23 protein-coding genes are annotated in these 19,720 nt (G+C 66.5%); 12 read left to right on the forward strand and 11 right to left on the reverse strand.

Annotated features, from left to right (window positions below):
* The first annotated feature begins 418 nt into the window (after positions 1-418).
* Both ACFXHA_RS14330 and ACFXHA_RS14335 read left to right on the forward strand, forming a co-directional pair.
* Positions 419-3,196 (forward strand): AAA domain-containing protein, encoded by a 2,778-nt coding sequence (locus ACFXHA_RS14330; protein ID WP_379356549.1) that lies wholly within the window; start codon positions 419-421, stop codon positions 3,194-3,196.
* Between the two features lie 75 nt (positions 3,197-3,271).
* Positions 3,272-3,670: a hypothetical protein gene (locus ACFXHA_RS14335; protein WP_379356551.1), complete on the forward strand. Its 399-nt coding sequence runs from the start codon at positions 3,272-3,274 to the stop codon at positions 3,668-3,670.
* An 8-nt stretch (positions 3,671-3,678) separates the two neighbouring features.
* Here the strand turns inward: ACFXHA_RS14335 and rlmN are convergent, their stop codons facing one another.
* Entirely contained in the window at positions 3,679-4,788 is a 1,110-nt protein-coding gene (gene rlmN / locus ACFXHA_RS14340) for a 23S rRNA (adenine(2503)-C(2))-methyltransferase RlmN (RefSeq protein WP_379356553.1), read from the reverse strand.
* A gap of 110 nt (positions 4,789-4,898) precedes the next feature.
* Between rlmN and ACFXHA_RS14345 the strand changes: the two genes are divergently transcribed.
* From ACFXHA_RS14345 to ACFXHA_RS14360, 4 genes are all read left to right on the forward strand, one after another.
* Positions 4,899-5,099, forward strand: coding sequence for a hypothetical protein (locus ACFXHA_RS14345; protein ID WP_379356555.1), 201 nt, complete (start codon positions 4,899-4,901; stop codon positions 5,097-5,099).
* 107 nt (positions 5,100-5,206) lie between these two features.
* Positions 5,207-5,803 carry a TetR/AcrR family transcriptional regulator gene (locus ACFXHA_RS14350; RefSeq protein ID WP_379356557.1) on the forward strand — a complete coding sequence of 199 codons (597 nt, stop codon included), beginning with the start codon at positions 5,207-5,209 and terminating at the stop codon, positions 5,801-5,803.
* Positions 5,803-6,732 (forward strand): SDR family NAD(P)-dependent oxidoreductase, encoded by a 930-nt coding sequence (locus tag ACFXHA_RS14355; protein WP_379356559.1) that lies wholly within the window; start codon positions 5,803-5,805, stop codon positions 6,730-6,732. The genes ACFXHA_RS14350 and ACFXHA_RS14355 overlap by 1 nt, the downstream gene beginning before the upstream one ends.
* Before the next feature lie 47 nt (positions 6,733-6,779).
* On the forward strand, positions 6,780-7,091 hold the full coding sequence (locus ACFXHA_RS14360) for a lipopolysaccharide assembly LapA domain-containing protein (RefSeq protein WP_379356561.1): 312 nt from the start codon (positions 6,780-6,782) through the stop codon (positions 7,089-7,091).
* A 5-nt stretch (positions 7,092-7,096) separates the two neighbouring features.
* Here ACFXHA_RS14360 and ACFXHA_RS14365 read toward each other — a convergent pair whose 3' ends face one another.
* The 4 genes from ACFXHA_RS14365 to ACFXHA_RS14380 all read right to left on the reverse strand — a co-directional run bounded on the left by ACFXHA_RS14365 (position 7,097) and on the right by ACFXHA_RS14380 (position 10,560).
* A complete protein-coding gene (locus ACFXHA_RS14365) occupies positions 7,097-7,981 on the reverse strand; it encodes a phosphatidate cytidylyltransferase (RefSeq protein ID WP_379356697.1) in 885 nt (294 codons plus the stop codon).
* Between the two features lie 207 nt (positions 7,982-8,188).
* The gene (frr, locus tag ACFXHA_RS14370) at positions 8,189-8,746 is read right to left on the reverse strand and encodes a ribosome recycling factor (protein ID WP_379356563.1); all 558 of its coding nucleotides are present in this window, start codon (positions 8,744-8,746) and stop codon (positions 8,189-8,191) included.
* A gap of 36 nt (positions 8,747-8,782) precedes the next feature.
* The gene (gene pyrH, locus ACFXHA_RS14375; RefSeq protein WP_379356565.1) at positions 8,783-9,517 is read right to left on the reverse strand and encodes a UMP kinase; all 735 of its coding nucleotides are present in this window, start codon (positions 9,515-9,517) and stop codon (positions 8,783-8,785) included.
* A 143-nt stretch (positions 9,518-9,660) separates the two neighbouring features.
* Entirely contained in the window at positions 9,661-10,560 is a 900-nt protein-coding gene (locus tag ACFXHA_RS14380) for a helix-turn-helix transcriptional regulator (RefSeq protein WP_379356567.1), read from the reverse strand.
* A 106-nt stretch (positions 10,561-10,666) separates the two neighbouring features.
* On the opposite strand from ACFXHA_RS14380, the gene ACFXHA_RS14385 reads away from it, so the two are divergent.
* On the forward strand, positions 10,667-11,551 hold the full coding sequence (locus ACFXHA_RS14385; RefSeq protein WP_379356569.1) for an NmrA/HSCARG family protein: 885 nt from the start codon (positions 10,667-10,669) through the stop codon (positions 11,549-11,551).
* A gap of 78 nt (positions 11,552-11,629) precedes the next feature.
* Positions 11,630-11,920, forward strand: a complete 291-nt coding sequence (locus ACFXHA_RS14390; protein ID WP_379356571.1) for a hypothetical protein — start codon at positions 11,630-11,632, stop codon at positions 11,918-11,920.
* A 92-nt stretch (positions 11,921-12,012) separates the two neighbouring features.
* On the opposite strand, the gene tsf is transcribed toward ACFXHA_RS14390, so the two are convergent.
* Together tsf and rpsB are read right to left on the reverse strand one after the other, a co-directional pair.
* Complete coding sequence (gene tsf, locus ACFXHA_RS14395) at positions 12,013-12,828, reverse strand: translation elongation factor Ts (RefSeq protein WP_379356573.1); 816 nt, start codon at positions 12,826-12,828, stop codon at positions 12,013-12,015.
* Between the two features lie 108 nt (positions 12,829-12,936).
* Positions 12,937-13,821, reverse strand: coding sequence for a 30S ribosomal protein S2 (gene rpsB, locus ACFXHA_RS14400; RefSeq protein ID WP_379356575.1), 885 nt, complete (start codon positions 13,819-13,821; stop codon positions 12,937-12,939).
* A gap of 256 nt (positions 13,822-14,077) precedes the next feature.
* Between rpsB and ACFXHA_RS14405 the strand changes: the two genes are divergently transcribed.
* The 3 genes from ACFXHA_RS14405 (at position 14,078) to ACFXHA_RS14415 (ending at position 15,973) form a co-directional block, all read left to right on the forward strand.
* Positions 14,078-14,599, forward strand: coding sequence for a GNAT family N-acetyltransferase (locus ACFXHA_RS14405; RefSeq protein WP_379356577.1), 522 nt, complete (start codon positions 14,078-14,080; stop codon positions 14,597-14,599).
* A gap of 266 nt (positions 14,600-14,865) precedes the next feature.
* A complete protein-coding gene (locus ACFXHA_RS14410; protein ID WP_379356699.1) occupies positions 14,866-15,378 on the forward strand; it encodes a M23 family metallopeptidase in 513 nt (170 codons plus the stop codon).
* A 79-nt stretch (positions 15,379-15,457) separates the two neighbouring features.
* Positions 15,458-15,973 (forward strand): DUF1990 family protein, encoded by a 516-nt coding sequence (locus ACFXHA_RS14415; protein WP_379356579.1) that lies wholly within the window; start codon positions 15,458-15,460, stop codon positions 15,971-15,973.
* Between the two features lie 3 nt (positions 15,974-15,976).
* Here ACFXHA_RS14415 and ACFXHA_RS14420 read toward each other — a convergent pair whose 3' ends face one another.
* Entirely contained in the window at positions 15,977-16,351 is a 375-nt protein-coding gene (locus ACFXHA_RS14420) for a hypothetical protein (RefSeq protein WP_379356581.1), read from the reverse strand.
* A 32-nt stretch (positions 16,352-16,383) separates the two neighbouring features.
* Between ACFXHA_RS14420 and ACFXHA_RS14425 the strand changes: the two genes are divergently transcribed.
* Entirely contained in the window at positions 16,384-17,064 is a 681-nt protein-coding gene (locus tag ACFXHA_RS14425) for a hypothetical protein (protein ID WP_379356583.1), read from the forward strand.
* Between the two features lie 10 nt (positions 17,065-17,074).
* Here ACFXHA_RS14425 and ACFXHA_RS14430 read toward each other — a convergent pair whose 3' ends face one another.
* From ACFXHA_RS14430 to ACFXHA_RS14440, 3 genes are all read right to left on the reverse strand, one after another.
* Positions 17,075-17,839, reverse strand: coding sequence for a siderophore-interacting protein (locus ACFXHA_RS14430; protein WP_379356585.1), 765 nt, complete (start codon positions 17,837-17,839; stop codon positions 17,075-17,077).
* An 86-nt stretch (positions 17,840-17,925) separates the two neighbouring features.
* A complete protein-coding gene (locus tag ACFXHA_RS14435) occupies positions 17,926-18,717 on the reverse strand; it encodes an N-formylglutamate amidohydrolase (protein ID WP_379356701.1) in 792 nt (263 codons plus the stop codon).
* 39 nt (positions 18,718-18,756) lie between these two features.
* Positions 18,757-19,680, reverse strand: a complete 924-nt coding sequence (locus tag ACFXHA_RS14440; protein ID WP_379356587.1) for a tyrosine recombinase XerC — start codon at positions 19,678-19,680, stop codon at positions 18,757-18,759.
* Between the last annotated feature and the right edge of the window lie 40 nt (positions 19,681-19,720).

Genomic DNA, 19,720 nt, shown 5'->3' on the forward strand with positions numbered 1-19,720 from the left:
CACACGGTGACTCTCATGAGGCCACAAATGATGCATCAAGACCGAATCATGCCGCTTGAGAATCTCATGCCGTTTGATCCGAAAAGCTTGTCCACCAACAACTACCAAGATCGCGATTCGAACCCAGGTGTCGGTGCCCGGTGCTCTACTGAACTGAGCACCGACCAGCTTCTGCAACCAAGGACGCCGCGAACAAGCGGCAGGAGTTCGCCGGACGCCTCCTGGCACTACAGAACGCCCCCTCCGAACTGGCCGCCCTTGATCAGCGGATCGCAGAGGCGATCAGGCATCGAAAGCACCTGTCCCATCTCGGTTACGTGCGTTTCGCTCTGAGTGGCCACTAGCGATCAGAAGTACTGCGACACAACACTTTTCCTCGCGGTAACCTTGACATTCCGGCAATCGAGAGGGGGCTCCGATGGTTGATCCACGTCAGCTGGCCGTACTGATCAGAAATCCTGCGGACGGGCCGTACCAAGACCGTACGGCGGAGGTAGCGGACGTGCAGGCCACGGCGGCTCGCATGAATGTCACCTTTCATCAAGGCAGTACATTTCCCTACGGCCACAGGCGGGTGCTCGTTCTGCAGCATCCGCAATCCGTCGCCCTCGGCCCGCAGCAGCGCATCCTGGTCGATGGCAGACCTCGCGACGATCTGACCGCGGCTTACCGGTTCTGTGAGATGGGTCAGGACTGGTGGCATATCTTCCCCGGCGATGGTCGCGACTTTTCGGCGTATCACGGGGACCGGATAGAGGTCGTGCAGCTCGGGGCACAGCAGCCGCAGGTCGCCCGGATACTGGCATATTGGCGCGGTATCGCGGCGCAGCTACCAGAGGAGGGGCGTGCGCTCCGTGAGACACACGAGCGGCCGTTGTTCGTTCATCCGGACAGCGCCCTGCATCGCTATCTCCATCGATCACCGATCGAGCAGGTCGAGCGTCCAGCGTCGCCACCTCTGTACCCCTTCGACACGAATCTCAGCCAGCGAGCCGCCATCGACAATTCACTGCGCCACCCGATTTCGGTGATCGACGGGCCGCCCGGCACCGGCAAGACACAGACCATTCTCAATCTGATCGCCAATATCATCGTCGATGGCACCAAAACAGTGGCGGTTGTCTCCTCGAACAATGCCGCCGTGGACAATGTGTACACCAAACTCGTCCAAGCTGGATTCGGTTATGCCACTGCGAATCTCGGCAAGAAGGACAAGAAGGACAAGTTCTTCCAGGAGCAACCGGCCCGGAATCTGGTTGTCGAGCAGCTGAGCTCGACGACCCCGGTGGCGCTGCCGCGCGCAGAGGAGATGACCGCGCGAGATCAGCGGCTGCTGCGCCTGCGGGAAACCGAACGCGACCTCGCGGACCTCTACACCGAGCACGCCGCCTACGAGTTGGAGCGCGTGCACTTTCGCGCCTACCTGGATCGGCACGAACTGCCCGACCAGGAAAATCTACCGGTACTACGGTGGCGGCCGGCCAAGATTCTCGCGTTCATCGCCGATACCGATCCGGAGTTGGCGCGGGTCAAGGGAATCGCGGGTGTAGTGAACCGACTCAGCAAGTACTTCAAGTACCGCGCCATGCGCCATGCGGACGCACAAGATATCGATATCGTGTTCCGGCTGCACCAGCTCTACTACGACGCCAGGATCGCCGAACTCGAGCGCAAGATCGCGCAGGCACGAAAGTCGTTGGACGGATCGAATTTCGACGACCTCGTTGCCCAGCAACGACAGCTCTCGGTGGTCTGGCTCGTCGAGAGCATGCGTCAGCGCTACGCGGGACGCGCTACCCGATTGTACGATTCCCGATATCGGAAGTACTGGCAGGACTTCACCCGCGATTACCCCGTCATCCTGAGCACCTGCCATTCGCTCGAAAACAGCATCGGCACAGGGCGACTCGTCGATTACCTCATTATCGATGAGGCCTCGCAGGTCGATCTGGTCGCCGCGGCCGCTGCACTGGCACGCTGCCGCAACCTGATCGTCGTCGGCGATCTGCGGCAGTTGCAGCCCGTTGTCAATATTCCGGAGTCGGCCACCGGACCCGCACCCCACCCCGCCTACGACTATCTGCGGCAGAGCATTCTGTCGTCGCTGACCGACATCTACGGAACCGCGCTGCCTCGCGTCCTGCTGCGCGAACACTACCGTTCCAACCCTGCCATCATCGGCTTCTGCAACCAGAAGTTCTACCAGGACAACCTCGTTCCGTTCACTCGCACTACCCCGGGCTACCAGTCCATGGTCGTGGTACGGACACCACCCGGTGACCACATGCGCTGGCTCGACGAACGAACAGGAAAGTCCGGCGGACGAATCAATCAGCGCGAGATCGATATCATCCGGCAGAACGTCCTGCCGCAGTACTGCGCTGAGTTCCCCGCGGATCAGGTCGGTGTCACCACGCCATACCGGCCGCAGGCAGACCGGGTCACCGACGCCCTGATCTCGAGTATCGAGTCCGATACCGTCCACAAGTTTCAGGGCCGGGAGAAGGAAGCGATCATCATGACCACGGTGCTGGACAATAGGCCGGGCCTCGACAGGGCACTGAGATTCGCCGATGCCCCGGAACTGATCAATGTGGCCGTGTCCCGTGCACGGAAGCGCTTCATCCTGGTCACCCACCACGACATGCTGCCGAAGAGTCGGAACCTGCGCGACCTGATCGGCTACATCCGCTACCAGTTCCCGGACAAAGAATTCTTCGACAGCCCTGTCGTATCGATCTTCGATCTGCTGTACAAGGACTACGCCGTGGTGCTGCGAACGCTCGCACGTCACGTGCGGGAGGAGTCGGAGCACCCCTCTGAGAACATCATGCGAGCCGCCCTGGAGCAGGTGCTGAGCGAGAACGACTTCCAAGGATTCTGGTACAACGAGCAGGTCCACATCAAGCATCTCCTGCCCGACACCGACCGGCTCGATCAGCGACAACGGCAGTTCGCCCAGTCCCGTTCCACCTCAGTGGATTTCGATCTGTACAACCGCATCACGAAACAGCGCCTGTGCGTGATCGAGGTCGACGGCTTCAAACACCATGAGAACAATCCACACCAACTCACCCTGGACGCCATCAAGAACGCCATCTGCGCCGCCTACGACATCCCCATCCTGCGGTTCCCCACCACCGGAAGCGGCGAGCTCGACCGCCTCCGAGTCGAACTCGCCACACTGATCCGCTGATACTCGTTGCCACCAAGAGATGGAAACGTTAGCGTTTCAAAAACTTGTCGAGATAAGCAGATCGAGAGGCCGACAATGGCTTTCACCACTCGCGCATTGGGGCTCGTCGCTTTGGGGGCTGCGGTCGCCGCCGCCACCGCGAGCACCGCCGCGGCGGATACCACCACCGACAGCGTCACCGTTTCCGGATCCAACTATCAGGTCGGCTGCACCTACACGTTGACCGCCCCGGAGAAGGTGGACGGCTTCACCGATCCCGCCGACCCCAACAGCACCAGCCGACTCACCTCCGTTGTCCCGATCCTCGGCATCAGCAGCGCCTCCGCCACCGGTAAGGCCACCGCGAACTGGACCCCGACGGTCGTCGGCACCCACCAGATCTACGCCCAGTACATGGTCGGCTTCGACGGCGAGGCTCACTACGGTCCGGTCACCGTCCAGGTCAGCGCCGCCACCATCCCGAAGAGCTGCTGAACCGCGACTCAGCCTTCGGCGGCGAGCTGGCCGCAAGCGGCGGCGATTTCCTGGCCTCGGGTGTCGCGGACGGTGCAGGTGACGCCCTGGGCTAGGACGCGGCGGACGAATTCTTCCTGGACCGGCTTCGGGCTGGCATCCCACTTGCTGCCCGGGGTCGGGTTGAGGGGGATCAGGTTGACGTGGACCAGGGGGCCGAGGGCCTTGTGCAGTTTCTTGCCTAGCATGTCGGCGCGCCAGCCCTGGTCGTTGATGTCGCGGATCAACGCGTATTCGATGGAGACACGGCGGCCGGACTTGTCGGCGTAATAGCGTGCGGCGTCGAGGACTTCGGCGACCGGCCAGCGATTGTTGACCGGCACCAAGGTGTCTCGGAGTTCGTCGTCCGGAGTGTGCAGGGAGACAGCGAGTCTCACCGACATGTCCTCATCGGCGAGCTTGCGGATCGCGGGTGCGAGACCGACGGTCGACACCGTCACCGAACGCTGCGAGATGCCGAAGCCCTCCGGCGCCGGAGAAGTGATGCGACGCACCGCATTCACCACGCGCTTGTAGTTGGCCAGCGGCTCACCCATGCCCATGAACACGATGTTGGACAGGCGGCCGGGGCCACCGGCCACCTCGCCGTCGCGCAGCGCGGCCGCGGCAGCGCGGACCTGGTCGACGATCTCGGCAGTGGACAGATTGCGGTTGAGACCACCCTGACCGGTCGCGCAGAACGGGCAGGCCATGCCACAACCGGCCTGGCTGGAGATGCACAGCGTGTTGCGATCCGGGTACCGCATCAGCACCGACTCGAGCAGGGTGCCGTCATTGGCCTTCCACAGCGACTTCCGCGTGGTCCCGTCATCACATTCGATATGCCGGATCTCGGTCAGCAGCGTCGGGAACAACGCGTCGGCCACCTTGGCCCGCATCCCCTCCGGCAGATCCGTCATCTGCGCCGGATCGGCCACCAGCCGCCCGTAATACTGCCGCGCGATCTGATCGGCCCGGAACTTCGGCAACCCGAGCTCCTCCACCACCGCCTTGCGCTCCGCCGCATCGAGGTCGGCGAGATGCCGCGGCGGCATACCACGACGAGGGGCATCGAAAACGAGCGGCAAGGGGGTAGTCATAACCCGTCCAGTGTACGTATCGGCAATCCCGGCGCGGGCGGCGCGTTCCCGCACCCGCGGCGGGGGTGACGACACTCACTGCCCGGCCGCAGCGGCGGTACCCTCACCCGGTGACCGAACGAGATCCACAGTTGGACGAACTCGCGGCGCAGACCGCCCTCTTACGGGAGGAATTCGGCGATATGGGCTTCGTCGACGAATTCGCCGGTGTGAACCAGCAACTCGACGAGCTCATCGCCGGACTCGACGAGCTGGGCCGCGAACTGGACGCCGCACTGGACAAGATCCGCGACGCGGAGGATCAGCAGTAACCGAACCCGAGGCGGCGTCCGCCTCGATGATCACACTCTCCTCGACGACCTTAATTATGTTATGACTTATAACGTAATTATTCGAAGCCCGGAGGGGGTGCAACCCGATGGAATCGCGACCACGCCCCGGCCGTCCCCGGGACGCCGACAAGGACCTCGCGGTTCTGGTCGCCGCCCGAAAACTGCTGGCGGAAGTGGGGTATCAGCAGACCACGATGTCGGCCATCGCACGCCGGGCCGGCGTGAACGCCCCCGCCATCTACCGGCGCTGGCCCACCCGCGAGGCCCTGCTCGAAGAGGCCGTTCACGGCCCCGGCGCGCATCAGCTACCGGAACCGACCGGCGACCTGCGCGCCGACCTGCACACCTGGGCGCGGATCTTCCTCAGCCGCGCCGCCAGCCCTGCGGCCCGCGCGGGAGTGCCTGGCCTGCTGGCGGATTCGCAGACCGAGGAAGCACGGCAACGCCTGCTCGCCATCGGCGCGCCGGTCCGCAAGGCGTTCGCCGAACTCCTCGGCGGCGCCGCCGACAGTGGACAGATCCCGACCGGCGCCGACCCCGATCTGCTCTTCGAAATCCTTTCCGGCACCACTACATTCCACGCTCTCGCCCGCGGCGGCGGCGATCATGACGGCTTCGCCGAATCGCTCGCCGACGCCCTGTTCACCATGGCGCGACACGCATCTCCCGAGGAATCCCGATAATGGCCGCAACACCTTTCGACCACACCACGACCGCCGACGAGGTCATCGAAGGCATCGACCTGCACGGCCGCACCGCGGTCGTCACCGGCGCGACCACCGGGCTGGGCGCGGAGACCGCGCGCGTCCTGGCCGGCGCGGGCGCAGCGGTCGTGCTGACCGCCCGGGACCTGCGCGCGGCGGCCGACGTCATCCAGGACATCCGCGCCACCGTCCCCGACGCCGACCTCACCGTGATCGCACTCGACCTCGCCGACCCGGCGAGCATCACGTCCGCGGCCGAGAACATCGCACGACAGCGCCTGGCCCTCGATCTGCTCATCAACAACGCGGGCGTGATGTACCCGCCGCTACTGCGCACCGCCCAGGGCTTCGAATTGCAGTTCGGCACCAACCATCTCGGCCACTTCCTGCTCACCACCCTGCTGCTGCCCGCGCTGACCGCTGCCGCCGACCATGCCGGCCGCCCCTCGCGGGTGGTGTCGCTGTCCTCGGACGCCCACCGCGCCCACCCCATCGATCTGACCGACCCGAACTTCCATCACCGCGACTACGACAAGTTCGCCGCCTACGGCCAATCCAAAACCGCGAACATCCTGATGACCACCGCACTCCAGCACCGCCACGGCGATACCGGAATTCACGCCTACGCGGTGCACCCGGGCGTCTGCGCCACGGGCCTCGCCCGCCACATGACGCGCTCGGACTTCACCGAGATGAAACGCCTCGCCGCACAACGCGACCCGAAGCTGCTCACCAACCTGAAATCCATCCCGGCCGCGGCCGCCAGTACGATCTGGGCGGCAACATTCCCGCAACTTCCGGGCGGCGCCTATGTGGCCGACTGCGCGATCGGACAAGCCGAATCCCACGCCGTCGACCTCGACACCGCAGCCGCCCTGTGGAACCTGTCCACGACATTAGTGAGATAGACCGCGATATCCGGACATCGGCCATAGCAATCAGCAATGATTCAGCTATGACAACCGCCGTGCCAGACGCCGGGGCGGATCCGACCCCGAGCAAGGGTAGTTCGAAGCACAAGGGAGCGCTCAAGACTCGCGCCGGTTATGCGTGGATCGGACTGCTCATCGCCGCCGTGATCGGCATCCTGCTGCTGGTCTTCATTCTCCAGAACCTCGAGCAGGTCAATGTGACCGTGTTCGCCTGGGATTGGAATCTGCCGCTGGGCGTGCTCGTGCTGCTGTCGGTCATCGCGGGCGCGCTGGTCACGGCGCTCATCGGCGGCTATCGCATCCTGCAGCTGCGGCGCGCCGCCAAACGGAAGTAAGGGGTTCAGAGCAGCGCGGTCAGCACCAGCCAGGCGACGAACGCGGACGGCAGCATGGAATCGAGGCGATCCATGATGCCGCCGTGACCGGGCAGCAGGGTGCCCATGTCCTTGATGCCGAGTTCCCGCTTGACCTGCGATTCGATCAGGTCGCCACTGGTGGCCACCAGGACCAGGCCCACGCCCAGCAGGACGCCGATCAGCGAATTCGCGTCCAACAGCAGCGTCACCGTGAGCAGGCCGCCGATCACGCAGAACACCAGCGAACCGCCGAAACCCTCCCAGGACTTCTTCGGGCTGATGTGCGGCACCATCGGATGCTTGCCGAACAGGACACCGGCGATATAGCCGCCGACATCCGAGCAGACCACCAGGACCATGAACGACAGCACCCGCAGGTTGCCCTTGTCCTCCTGCAGCATGAGCACCGCGAACGATGCCAGCAGCGGAATCCAGGCCAACACGAAGACCGCGATCGCGGTGTCGCGCAGATAGTTTCGCGGGGTGGCCCGCAGTCCGTGATCGAACAGTCGCCACACCATCAGGGTCAGCGCCGTCGCGCCGAACGCACCCAGCACCCCCTGCGGACCGGCCGGCCAGGCCAGCCACACGATGGCCTGCCCACCGACCAGCAGCGGAATCCGCGGGACCTTCACATCGGCCTCGCGCAGCCGCTTGGCCACCTCCCAGGTGGCCACCGCGATCCCCAGCGCGATCACGCCGACGAGCACCTTCGGCGCCCACAGCAGGATCGCGATGAGGGACAACCCCAGCCCGAATCCGACCGCCAGCGCCGCCGGCAGGTTGCGGCCCGCCTTCGACGCGGGCGCCTTCGGCTGCTCGGCCTCGGCCGAATCACCGCTCGGCACCGCGGATTCACCGTTCGGCACCGCGGAACCGTTGCCCGGCACCGCCGAATCCAGGCCCGGCACCGCCGAACCATTGCTCGGCTCGGCCGAATCCACGCCCGCCGTGCTCACCGCAGGCGCGCCGGTCTCCTCCGGCGCCTCGCCGGTGGCGGCAGTCTCTTCGGCCACGATTGTCCCGTCGCTCACTTGTCGTCCCGTCGTCCCTACCCCCGGCCGGTGTCGGCCGTCCTAGACCTCGAGCAGGTCGGCTTCCTTGTGCTTGACCAGCTCATCGACCTGTGCCACGTACTTCGCGGTGGTCTTGTCGAGTTCCTTCTCGGCGCGACCGACCTCGTCCTCGCCGGCCTCGCCGTCCTTCTGGATGCGACCCAGCTCGTCCATGGTCTTGCGGCGCACATTGCGGATCGCGATCTTCGCGTCCTCGCCCTTGGACTTGGCCAGCTTGACCATTTCCCGGCGGCGCTCCTCGGTGAGCTGCGGGACCGAGATGCGGATGATGTCACCGTTGTTGGTGGGATTCACCCCGAGATCCGAATTACGGATCGCGGTCTCGATCGCCCCCATCTGCGCCTGCTCGTAGGGCTTGATCACGACCATGCGCGGTTCGGGCACGGAGATCGAGGAGATCTGGGTGATCGGCGTCATCGAGCCGTAGTACTCCACCACGATCCGCGAGAACATGCCCGGATTGGCGCGACCGGTCCGAATCGAAGCCAGGTCGTCCTTCACCACCGAGACGGCCTTCTCGAATTTTTCCTCGGCGTCGAAGAGCGCTTCTTCAATCACGGCGATTCCTCCACTGCGTCATCGTTCTTGTCTCGGTCATGACCGGACCAGCGTGCCGATCTTCTCACCGGCGACCGCGCGGGCAATATTTCCCTTGGTCAACAGATTGAACACCAGCATCGGCATCTGGTTGTCCATACACAGGCTGAAGGCGGTGGCATCGGCGACCTTCAGGCCGCGTTCCAGCGCTTCACGATGGGTGATGTCGGTGAACATGGTGGCATCCGGGTCCTCGCGCGGGTCCGCGGTGTAGACGCCGTCGACGGCCTTGGCCATCAACACCACTTCGGCACCGATCTCCAGGGCGCGCTGCGCCGCGGTGGTATCGGTGGAGAAGTAGGGCATGCCCATCCCCGCACCGAAGATCACGACGCGGCCCTTCTCCAGGTGCCGCTTGGCGCGCAACGGCAGATACGGCTCCGCGACCTGACCCATGGTGATGGCGGTCTGCACCCGGGTGTCGATGCCCTGCTTCTGCAGGAAGTCCTGCAGCGCAAGGGAATTCATCACGGTGCCGAGCATGCCCATGTAATCCGAGCGGGCCCGCTCCATGCCGCGCTCCTCGAGCTCGGCGCCGCGGAAGAAGTTGCCACCGCCTATAACGACCGCCACCTGGACGCCTTCGGAGACGACCTCGGCGATCTGCTCGGCGACCATCTGCACCACATCGGGATCGAGACCCACCCGGCCACCGCCGAACATCTCGCCACCCAGCTTGAGGAGCACTCGGCGATAGCCCTTGCGATCGGGGGCGGTATCCGGGTCCGTCATCGGTCTCCTTGTCTCGGCAGTTCGAGCGTGCACCAGGCACATGAAAAGACCATCCCGGCCGACGAATTGCACGGGACGGCAACAAAGCTTCGTCTATCCTGCCTCACGACCGGCCACGAGCGTGACCCGACCCTCGATACGGCCTACCGATTCGTGACATTTCGGGCTTGTTGTCCGGCCGCCAAAACAGCGGCGATTCGCTCGGCCGCGACCGGCGTGGCGGGCGCCTGCACCACCATCAGCAGATTCGGGTCCTCGACCGGACGCAATTGGAACACTTCGAGATCGATCGGGCCGGCCAGCGGATGCGCCACGGTAATGGTGGCCGGGCGGAATCGGCGCACCGGATATTCCGACCACCAGCGGCGGAATATCGGGCTCTCCGTGGTCAATCCGGCGACCAGGGCAGCCAGTTGCGGATCGTCGGGGCGGCGGCCCAGCGCATCACGCAACTGGCTGACCACCGCGCGGGCCGCGCGCTCCCAATGCGTCATGTTCCGGCGATTCTCGTTCTCGGTGAACATCATCCAGAGCAGATTGCGACGCCCGGCGGGCAGCAGCAGCGGATCGTCGCGCACCAGCACGTAGGCGCGATTCCACACCAGGAAATCGAAACCGGCGTCGTACACGCTGGCGGGACTCGGCATGACCGCGTCCACCAGGCGTTGCAGGCGCGCCCGATCGGCATCCGGTTCGATGTCCTCGGGTTCCGCGAGCCCGGCCAGAAACCGCAGGTGGCGATGCTGATCCGGGTCCAGTCGCAGGGTGCGCGCCAGCGCGTCGATCACCTGGCGGCTGGCGGCCACGTCCCGCCCCTGCTCGAGCCAGGTGTACCAGGTCAAACCCACACTCGACAGCTCGGCGACCTCTTCACGCCGCAACCCCGGCGTGCGGCGGCGGGCCGGATCCCCGTAGGGCACCAATCCGACGTCCTGCGGCTGCAATCGAGCCCGCTGCGCCCGCAGGAACTCCCCCAGCTGGGCGTGCCGGGCCGAGACATGACGCGGGGGTGCCGGGTCGGAAGTGCCGTCGCCGCTTAGCATTCGGATATCCCCCTGTACAGGTCCCTGCCTAGCAGTATCGCCACCAGGACAGTCCCGCGTCCGGGTTCCTACCGTCGAAACGAGATCGACACGACGGGAGCGGGACATGAGCAACACGCAGGGGCCGGTACTGGTCATCGGAGCAACCGGGCGGCAAGGCTTCGCCACCGCGACATCACTTCTCGAAAAGGGCTGGCCGGTGCGGGCTTTCGTCCGCGATCCGGCAGCGCCGAAGGCCCGGGAACTCCGGTCCGCCGGAGCCGAACTCGCAGTGGGCGACCTCGACGACGAGGACTCGTTGCGGCCGGCCATGGAAGGCGTCCACGGCATCTTCCTCATGCTGACCATGATGGAGGGCGTCCACATCACCGCGAAGGGCATCGCGGACGAGGAGCGGCGCGGCAAGACGGTGGCCGAACTGGCCGCCAAAGCCGGTGTGGCACACCTCGTCTACACCTCGCTGCAGGGCGTACACCAGGACTCGGGCGTCGAATACTACGACGCCAAAGAGCACATCGAGGACCACATCCGCGCACTCGGCCTGCCCGCGACCATCCTGCGACCGGTGCTGTTCATGGACAATTTCGCCACCTACAACCGCCCGACCCGCGACGGCGACAATCTGGTCCTCGCACTGGCGGTGCTGCCACACCTGCCGATGCCGCTGATCGCGATCCAGGACATCGGCCGCTTCGCCGCCCTGGCCTTCGAGCGTCCCGCCGAGTTCCTGGGCCGCGACCTCGTCATCGCCGGAGACCTGCTGACCCCGCCGCAGATCGCCGAGATCCTGGCCCGCACAGCCGGACTGACCCCCCGCAGCGTCCAGGTCCCGGTCGAACAGATCAGCGCCTTCGACGAACAGGTGGGAAAGATGTTCGCCTTCTTCAACTCCCGCCCCACCCCACCCATCGACATCACCGCCCTGCGCACCACCCTCCCCGACCTGATGACCCTCGAGGATTGGCTGCGCGCAACCGACTGGCAAGCCTGAGTCGCCGAGGTCGATGCCCCGAAAACCTTGGTCACCGAATCCTAATTAAAACAAACGCGTTTCGAATAGCTTCGGCTCGTGAACAGCTCAAAACTCACCGTACGCATCGGATTTGCCGCTCTCGGCCTCGCCGCCGCCCTGACCACCGCCGCGAGCCCCGCCACCGCCGCGCCCGGGACCGGGAGCCCCATCCCCCTCACCACTGCGATCGCGGCCGATTCCCCCGACACCACCGCCATCGGTACCGGCGACAGTGGGCTCACACTCCCCTCCGACGGCGGCCGGCAACTGCTGCCGATCTCGTCGGGATCGTCGGCCCCCTGCCTCTTCAGCGGCTGTCGCATCGGCGGCCCCGACGAGTACTCCTAGCATCCGCACGAAAAGGCCCCTCGCTCATCGGAATCCGATGGGCGAGGGGCCTTTTCGATGCTTCAGGCGATTACGCCGAGTCGATCGGAGGCTTACGCCTGGCCGACCTCGAAGCGGGCGAAGCGGGTGATGGTGACACCGGCCTCGTCCAGCTGCGCCTTGACGGTCTTCTTGGAGTCGGTGACCGACGACTGCTCCAGCAGGACGACGTCCTTGTAGAAGCCGTTGACGCGACCCTCGACGATCTTCGGCAGCGCGGCCTCCGGCTTGCCCTCTTCGCGGGCGGTCGCCTCGGCGATCTCGCGCTCCTTGGCGACGAGCTCGGCCGGGACGTCCTCGCGGGTCAGGTACTTGGCCTTGAGGGCCGCGACCTGCATGCCGGCCGCGCGAGCGGCGTCGACATCGGAACCGGTGAACTCGACCAGGACGCCCACGGCGGGCGGCAGGTCGGTGGCACGCTTGTGCAGGTAGACGGTGGTCTGACCGTCGAACGCGGCGACGCGACGCAGCTCGAGCTTCTCGCCGATCTTGGCGGCCAGCTCCTGCAGCACCTGGTCGGCGGTCTTGCCGTCGACCTCAACGGCCTTCAGGGCGTCCAGGTCGGCCGGGCGGGCCTTGGCGGCCGCGGCCACGATGGCGCCCGCGACGTCCTGGAACTCCTGGTTCTTGGCCACGAAGTCGGTCTCGGAGTTGATCTCGATCAGGACGCCGTCCTGCGCGGCGACCAGGCCCTCGGCGGTCGAGCGCTCAGCGCGCTTGCCGACATCCTTGGCGCCCTTGATGCGCAGGAACTCGACGGCCTTGTCGAAATCGCCCGCGTTCTCCTCGAGCGCCTTCTTGCAGTCCATCATTCCGGAGCCGGTGAGCTCGCGGAGCCGCTTCACATCGGCGGCGGTGTAGTTCGCCATCTCGGGCGAGCCTCCCTTTGTGAGTGAAAGTCTGTGGGTGTCACACCTTGCCGACCGTCATGGAACATGAGCGGTCGGCAAGGTGAACAGATGCCTTGCGGCGGAGAATCAGAAGTCGGCCGGGGTCTTGGTGGCCGGGTCTTCCTTCAGCTCGGCCTCGGCCGCGGTCTCCACGGCGGGCTCGGCCTCGGCGGCCGGAGCAGCCTCGGCGGCGGGGGCAGCCTGCGAGAGCAGCTCCTGCTCCCACTCCGCGAGCGGCTCGCCCGCGGCGCCGGCTTCCGGCTTCGAGTCACCGGAGGCACGCGAGGCACGAGCCTGCACACCCTCGGCAACGGCGGAGGCGACAACCTTGGTCAGCAGTGCGGCCGAACGGATCGCGTCGTCGTTACCCGGGATCGGGTAGTCGACCAGGTCGGGATCGCAGTTGGTGTCCAGGATCGCGATGACCGGGATGTTCAGCTTGCGAGCCTCACCGACGGCGATGTGCTCCTTGTTGGTGTCGACAACCCAGATGGCCGAGGGAACCTTGGCCATGTCCCGGATGCCGCCCAGGGTGCGCTCGAGCTTGTTCTTCTCACGCGTCAGCATGAGGATTTCCTTCTTGGTGCGACCCTCGAAACCGCCGGTCTGCTCCATCGACTCGAGTTCCTTCAGGCGCTGCAGGCGCTTGTGAACGGTCGAGAAGTTGGTGAGCATGCCGCCCAGCCAGCGCTGGTTCACGTAGGGCATGCCGACGCGGGTCGCCTCGGAAGCGATCGACTCCTGGGCCTGCTTCTTGGTGCCGACGAAGAGGACGGTGCCGCCGTGGGCAACGGTCTCCTTGACGAACTCGTAGGCCTTGTCGATGTAGGTCAGCGTCTGCTGCAGATCGATGATGTAGATGCCGTTGCGGTCCGTGAAGATGAAACGCTTCATCTTCGGGTTCCACCGGCGGGTCTGATGACCGAAGTGCGCGCCGCTGTCGAGCAGCTGCTTCATTGTTACGACAGCCATGGCTCCGTAACTCCTTCTCGTTGCTGGTTGACACAGGAATCGGCGATCCCTGCCCTGGCGACCACGGCCACCGGAACCCTCCGAAAACGAATTCAGGGGACCAGCCGGCGACACTCACTGTGGGCGCGCGAAGTCGGTTCGCATAAACGCAAACCGCTGGACCAGTTTACGCAGCAGGGCCCCCAGACAGAAATCGCCCCCGGGGCAACGCGATAACCGGGTGCCCGAGCGCAGGTCAGGAGCCTATCGTGGGCTGATGCTGCGGACCGCACGGCTCACCCTGACACCACTGCGCGCCGGCGATCACGACGAGTTGCTGACGCTGTGGCAGCGGCCGGAAGTTCGTGAATTCCTCTTCGACGGCGAGACACTTTCGGCCGAACAGGTGACGGAGATCATCACCGGCTCCGAAAAAGATTTCGCCACCGATAAATTCGGATTCTGGGCGATACGCGAAACCGGGATCGACCGCCCACTGCTCGGCACGGCCGGACTGCGACGGCTCGACGACGGACCCGACCTCGAGGTCGTCTACAGCCTCGACCCCGGATTTCAGGGGCGCGGCCTGGCCGGTGAAGCGGCTGCGGCGGTCGTGGCCTACGGCTTCGAGGTGCTCGGACTCGACCGCGTTCTCGCCGAGATCGACGAGGGCAACGCGGCCTCCATCGCAGTGATCGAACGCCTCGGCCTACGCCCGTTCGAAACCGTACCCGGCGTACTCGGGCCGATGATCCACTACGCACTGACCAACCCGGCTCATGGCGCGAACACCGCCTAGGCAATCACAAGTGGCATTGGCGCTGTTCACAACCGGTCGTGTTATCCACACTCGCCGGAAGCGCTATCCCACAACCGATCCCGAGCGCGCACGCTGGTCAGATGCACCCGATCCCCGCGACGGTCGACCTCATGGGCGGCCCGCAGACCGCCGCACCGAAATGTGGCCGCAGCCGAGTCACAGTGCGCGCCTCCGCGACCCGGCCCAGGCGGCCCGATTCGGTGCCTTCGCCGGGGCAGCACCATGCCGCGATCCGGCGGCTCACGATGGGATCGCTGGTGGTCGCGGCGTGCGTAGCGGTCCTCTGCGCATCGTGCGTGACCGTGCCGGCCGCACCGGCAGCGGCCGTGCGCGACGGGGAGTTCGACTGGCCGCTGCACCCACGCCCCGCCGTGGCGCGGGCGTTCGACAAGCCCGAGCACGATTGGCTGCCCGGGCATCGGGGCGTGGATCTGGCGGGCGGACAAGGTCAGTCCGTTCTGGCGGCGGGCGACGGCATCGTGGTGTTCGCGGGCGTCGTGGCGGGTAAGCCGGTCGTGTCCATCGATCATCCGGGCGGGCTGCGCACCACCTACGAACCGGTCTCCCCCGCAATTCCCGTGGGCCGCCGCGTCATTCGCGGCGATCCCATCGGCACCCTGCAACCGGGCCACCCATCCTGCTCCCCCTGCCTGCATTGGGGAGCGCGCCGCGACCACGAATACCTGGATCCGCTGGGACTGCTACGACATACGCCCCTGCGGCTCAAACCCCCGGTCTCGGCGCCACCTCACAGTTGAGGCACCCCGCATCGGCGAAGTCGTCTGACGAGACCACCCTCACGTCGCGTCGCGCGGTTCTCGGCGCGAGGATGAGGGCATGTCGCAACAGCCCGATGCCGTGCCGTTCACCTACACCGAGGTCGGCGCGACCGCGGGCGACTTCCCGCCCGGCTACGACCAATTCCGGCTACGCCTTCGAATCGGCTCCGGGCGTGAGCTTTTCGAGCAGGCCGGCAAGCAGATCCTCGCCTACCGGATCCAGCACGGCACCGGCATCTTCGAGTACGCCAGCACCGAAACCATCGAGGCCGGCACCGAACTGACCGTCCGCCTCGGCCTGGGTCCGATCGGGGTGAGCGCCCCCTGCCGCGTGGTCTACGTCCTCGACGAGCCCGACCGCCGCGGCTTCGCCTACGGCACCCTCCCCGGCCACCCCGAAATCGGCGAAGAACTCTTCGCCGTCGAATACGACCCCACCGACGACTCGGTCCACGGCCTCATCGCCGCCTTCTCCCGCCCCGGCGCCTGGTACACCCGCCTGGGCGGCCCGATAGTCCGCCTCATCCAACGCTGGTTCGCCCACCGCTACATCAACACCCTCCGCCCCCGCTGAGGGTCAGCGCTGTTCGAGGTGGACGGTGAGGGCGGCGGCTTCGGCGCGGAGGAGGGTGGCGCGGTCGGTGCCGCCGGACAAGGAGTCGTATTCCTTTGCGGCGGTGAGGCGGTCGTCGATCTCGGTGCGGATGATGGCTTCGATGTCGGATTCGGTGAGGGTGCGGCGGGCTACTTCGGCGGCGCCGAGGCCGACGGGGCTGGTTTCGATGGCTCCCGCCCGGACCTCCGAGCCGTCGACGGCTTCGGCATTGTCGATCGCGCCCAGCGCCGAGCGCAGGGCCGATGTCGCGGCGCGGTCGCGGGCCTTCATGGCGACGGGAAGTGCGGCGCGCAGGCGCTCACGCAGCGGGGATGCCTCGTTCGATCGGATGGTCATGATCATCGACGCTACCGGTTAGGCTGCGTCGCATGGGGTTGCAGTGGTGGGGAATTCAGGAACGGACTGCGCTGCGGGAGGACATCGTCGCGTACGCGGACGCGATCGCCGATGCCGCGCACGACGGCCGGTGGGATCGGCTGGTGAGTCTGCTCGGGGGCGGGCCGCAGGAGTTCGACGAGTGGCCGACCCGCTCGAACTCGACCCGGGTCGGCGGGTCCTCCGGATACGCGCCGCTGCATCAACTCGCGTGGCACGGCGGCCCGGTATCCGTCGCCGAGCAACTCGTCGCGGTGGGGGCATGGCGGACGCTGCGCTGCGCGACCGGCCAGACGCCCGCCGACATCGCCGCGGAGCGCGGGCACAAGCATCTGCTGGAGGTGCTCACCCCGCAGCCGCGGCACGCGGTCCCACCACCGCGGCTTGCCCAGCTCGAGCATGTCTTGCACGCCGTAATCGACAGCCGCGCTTACGATCTCGTACACAAGGCGCGCCAGCGGCTGCCGCAGCTGGGTCCACTCACCGAGGCGACCGAGCCCGCCATGTGGATGGCGGTGCCCCGCATGTACGGCGGCTTCAGCATCAAGCTGACGCAGCCCGGCGATGTCCCCGAGCTGACGGTCGAGAGCTGGTGCCGGGTGGTCGGCGGCTCCGGGCAGCGACATGTGGTCCGCCCGAACGGATTCGAACTCGTCGACGAGGGTTTCGTCTGATTCGAATCGGCTAAACGCCTGCTGGAGCCGCCTTCTCGGCCTCGGCGAGCTCGGACTTCCAGCGGCGGAAGCCCTCTTCGGTGCGGCCGAGCCGCCAGTAGCCCGAGATCGAGGACGCCCACGCGGCGGGGACGCCACGCTCCTTGCGGATGTACGGACGCAGATCGTGCATGACGGCCCGTGCTTCGCCGTGAATGAAGACCTGCACGGTGCCGTCCAGCCAGGGGGCGGAACGAACGGCGGCGGCCAGCGCCTCCCCCGGCGCGGCGTCGCCACGGTGAATCCAGGTGAGCGCCACACCCTCCGGATACGCGAAGAAGAGTTCGTCGCCGGGACCGGCGACCTCCAGGAATACCTGCCCGACGGCATCCGCGGGCAGGACCGCGCAGGCGGCGGCGATGGCGGGGAGCGCGGATTCGTCTCCGGCGAAGAGGTGCCAGTCGGCGTCGGCGCGCGGCGCGTACCCGCCGCCGGGGCCCATCAATTCGATGGTGTCGCCCGGCTCGGCCGCGGCCGCCCACGGACCGGCGACGCCCTCGTCGCCGTGGTAGACGAAATCGATGGCGATCTCCTGGGCCGCTAGATCCACCTCGCGCACGGTGTAGGTGCGCACGGTCTCGCCGTCGGGTCCCGGGAACACCAGCTTGACGTAGGCGTCGGTGGAGTCGTTGGGCTGGAAGGACGTGAAGCCGGGGCCGCCGAGGCGGACGCGGATCAGATGATCGGTCAGGCGGATCGTGTTCTGGACCACCAGCGTTATGCGTGTGCGTGCCAAGGGGCCACCTCCATTATTAGGATTACCTAAGTGACGCTAGCACGAATTCCGATAGCTCGTCGATAGCGTTTCCGATATCCCGTTGATCAGGAGACGGCGGCTACGAGGGTGGCCAGCGCCGCCGCAAGCCGATCTATTCCCGGACCGGGCGGCCCGCCGGGCTCGGGCAGGTACAGATCGCGCCGGATCTCCACCATCAACGCGGCGACCCGAGCGTCGGAACCGTAGAACTCCAGCGGCACATACGTGCCCGCGAACGGGCTGTTGACCCCGACCTCACCGAAGTCGACGAAAACCCCGGCGGCACGGGTGAGCAATTCGGGCGGGGTGTGAAAAGCGTCCGCACCCAGGCAGATCGGCGGGCGCGGGCCGTAGCCGTGCAACTCGTAGGGCAGCTGCCGCTCCGGATACGAGTGCAGGTCGATGATCACGACCCGGCCGACCGCGGCCAGCCGCTCGGCCACCAACTCCGTCATCGCCCGCGCATACGGGTGGAAGTAGCGATCCAGCAGCTCCCGCTGATCGAAATCGGCGCCGCGCAAAGGCTTCCGCTCCGTCGTCGCGGTATACACTGCACCCATCCCGACCCTGAGCATCTCCTCCCGCTCATCCGGAAACCGCTCCGGATCGACCACCAGCCGGGAGAGCCGATTCACGAACCGCCAAGGCCGCGCCGGCGACCGGTCCGCCGCCAACTCGGCCAGCCGCGCGGTATGCGCATCGGTGATGGCATCGAGTTCGGCCTCGAGCGCTCCGTCGTCGAGCAGCAGATCCGCGCGCACGGCGGCGGGAATCGTGCGGGCGGAGTGCGGAACATGCAGTACCACGGGCGAATCGGCCGCCCCCGGTAGTAGCTCGACCGATTCGGGAACAAACATCTCACTCACCCCGCCATCATGCTCAGGCACGCAAGGCGGTCACGCGCGCGGATGTGCTTGGTCGTGCACCTTTTTGAGCCGTTCGATGGAGACGTGAGTGTAGAGCTGGGTGGTGGCCATGCTGGCGTGGCCGAGGATTTCCTGCACTACGCGAAGGTCGGCTCCGCCCTCGAGCAGGTGGGTGGCGGCGGTGTGGCGGAATCCGTGGGGGCCGATGTCGGGGGCGCCCGGGATTGCGGAGACGACCTCGTGCACAACCGTTCTGGCTTGTCGGGGGTCGATTCGTTTGCCGCGACGCCCGAGCAGGAGGGCACGCCCCGACTCCGGCGTGGCCAGGGCCGAGCGCCCGAATCGCAGCCAGGCTTCGAGCGCCTGCTCGGCGGGGCCGCCGAACGGTACGGCGCGCTCCTTGTTTCCTTTGCCGAGCACGCGCACCAGCCGCCGCTCGCGATCCACGTCCTCGATATCCAGCCCGCACAGCTCGCTGACCCGGATACCGGTGGCGTACAGCATCTCCACGATCAACCGATCGCGCAGCGCCATCGGATCCTGTTGCGCGGCACCGGATTCGGCCGCTTCCATGGCCGCCCGCGCCTGGTCCTTGCCCAGCACCGACGGCAGCACTCGATGCGCCCGCGCCGAGCCGAGCCGCGGCCCCGGATCCGCCGTCAACCTCCCGGTATGCGTCAGCCACGCCGTGAACGTCCGCGCCGACGAGGCCCGCCGGGCCATGGTGGTCCGCGCCGCCCCCGAATTCGCCTGCGCCGCCAGCCACGACCGCAGCAGCGCCAGATCCAGCTCCCCCACACCGGAATCCACGGCGCGATTCAGCAGGTGTTCCAGCAAGCCCCGCGCGTCGCCCACGTATGCCCGCACGGTGTGCTCGGACCGGTTGCGCCCCAGCCGTAAATGCCGCCCGTACTCGGCCAGCAATGCCTCCAGGTCCTCGGGCAACTCACTCATTCCCCCACGCTGACCCCGATTCCGGGAGATATCAAGCGCC

The sequence above is a fragment of the Nocardia sp. NPDC059240 genome (assembly GCF_042753865.1).
Lineage (GTDB): Bacteria > Actinomycetota > Actinomycetes > Mycobacteriales > Mycobacteriaceae > Nocardia.

Bases quoted from the DNA above. Each gene is read 5' to 3' on its own strand.
- ACFXHA_RS14355 (WP_379356559.1), top strand. From the start codon at position 5,803: ATGGCCGCAACACCTTTCGACCACACCACGACCGCCGACGAGGTCATC.
- ACFXHA_RS14425 (WP_379356583.1), top strand. From the start codon at position 16,384: ATGGGGTTGCAGTGGTGGGGAATTCAGGAACGGACTGCGCTGCGGGAG.
- tsf (WP_379356573.1), bottom strand. From the start codon at position 12,828: ATGGCGAACTACACCGCCGCCGATGTGAAGCGGCTCCGCGAGCTCACC.
- ACFXHA_RS14405 (WP_379356577.1), top strand. From the start codon at position 14,078: ATGCTGCGGACCGCACGGCTCACCCTGACACCACTGCGCGCCGGCGAT.
- ACFXHA_RS14435 (WP_379356701.1), bottom strand. From the start codon at position 18,717: ATGTTTGTTCCCGAATCGGTCGAGCTACTACCGGGGGCGGCCGATTCG.
- ACFXHA_RS14440 (WP_379356587.1), bottom strand. From the start codon at position 19,680: ATGAGTGAGTTGCCCGAGGACCTGGAGGCATTGCTGGCCGAGTACGGG.
- ACFXHA_RS14380 (WP_379356567.1), bottom strand. From the start codon at position 10,560: ATGCTAAGCGGCGACGGCACTTCCGACCCGGCACCCCCGCGTCATGTC.
- ACFXHA_RS14385 (WP_379356569.1), top strand. From the start codon at position 10,667: ATGAGCAACACGCAGGGGCCGGTACTGGTCATCGGAGCAACCGGGCGG.
- ACFXHA_RS14415 (WP_379356579.1), top strand. From the start codon at position 15,458: ATGTCGCAACAGCCCGATGCCGTGCCGTTCACCTACACCGAGGTCGGC.
- pyrH (WP_379356565.1), bottom strand. From the start codon at position 9,517: ATGACGGACCCGGATACCGCCCCCGATCGCAAGGGCTATCGCCGAGTG.
- ACFXHA_RS14335 (WP_379356551.1), top strand. From the start codon at position 3,272: ATGGCTTTCACCACTCGCGCATTGGGGCTCGTCGCTTTGGGGGCTGCG.
- ACFXHA_RS14410 (WP_379356699.1), top strand. From the start codon at position 14,866: ATGGGATCGCTGGTGGTCGCGGCGTGCGTAGCGGTCCTCTGCGCATCG.
- ACFXHA_RS14350 (WP_379356557.1), top strand. From the start codon at position 5,207: ATGGAATCGCGACCACGCCCCGGCCGTCCCCGGGACGCCGACAAGGAC.
- rpsB (WP_379356575.1), bottom strand. From the start codon at position 13,821: ATGGCTGTCGTAACAATGAAGCAGCTGCTCGACAGCGGCGCGCACTTC.
- rlmN (WP_379356553.1), bottom strand. From the start codon at position 4,788: ATGACTACCCCCTTGCCGCTCGTTTTCGATGCCCCTCGTCGTGGTATG.
- ACFXHA_RS14330 (WP_379356549.1), top strand. From the start codon at position 419: ATGGTTGATCCACGTCAGCTGGCCGTACTGATCAGAAATCCTGCGGAC.
- ACFXHA_RS14420 (WP_379356581.1), bottom strand. From the start codon at position 16,351: ATGACCATCCGATCGAACGAGGCATCCCCGCTGCGTGAGCGCCTGCGC.
- ACFXHA_RS14360 (WP_379356561.1), top strand. From the start codon at position 6,780: ATGACAACCGCCGTGCCAGACGCCGGGGCGGATCCGACCCCGAGCAAG.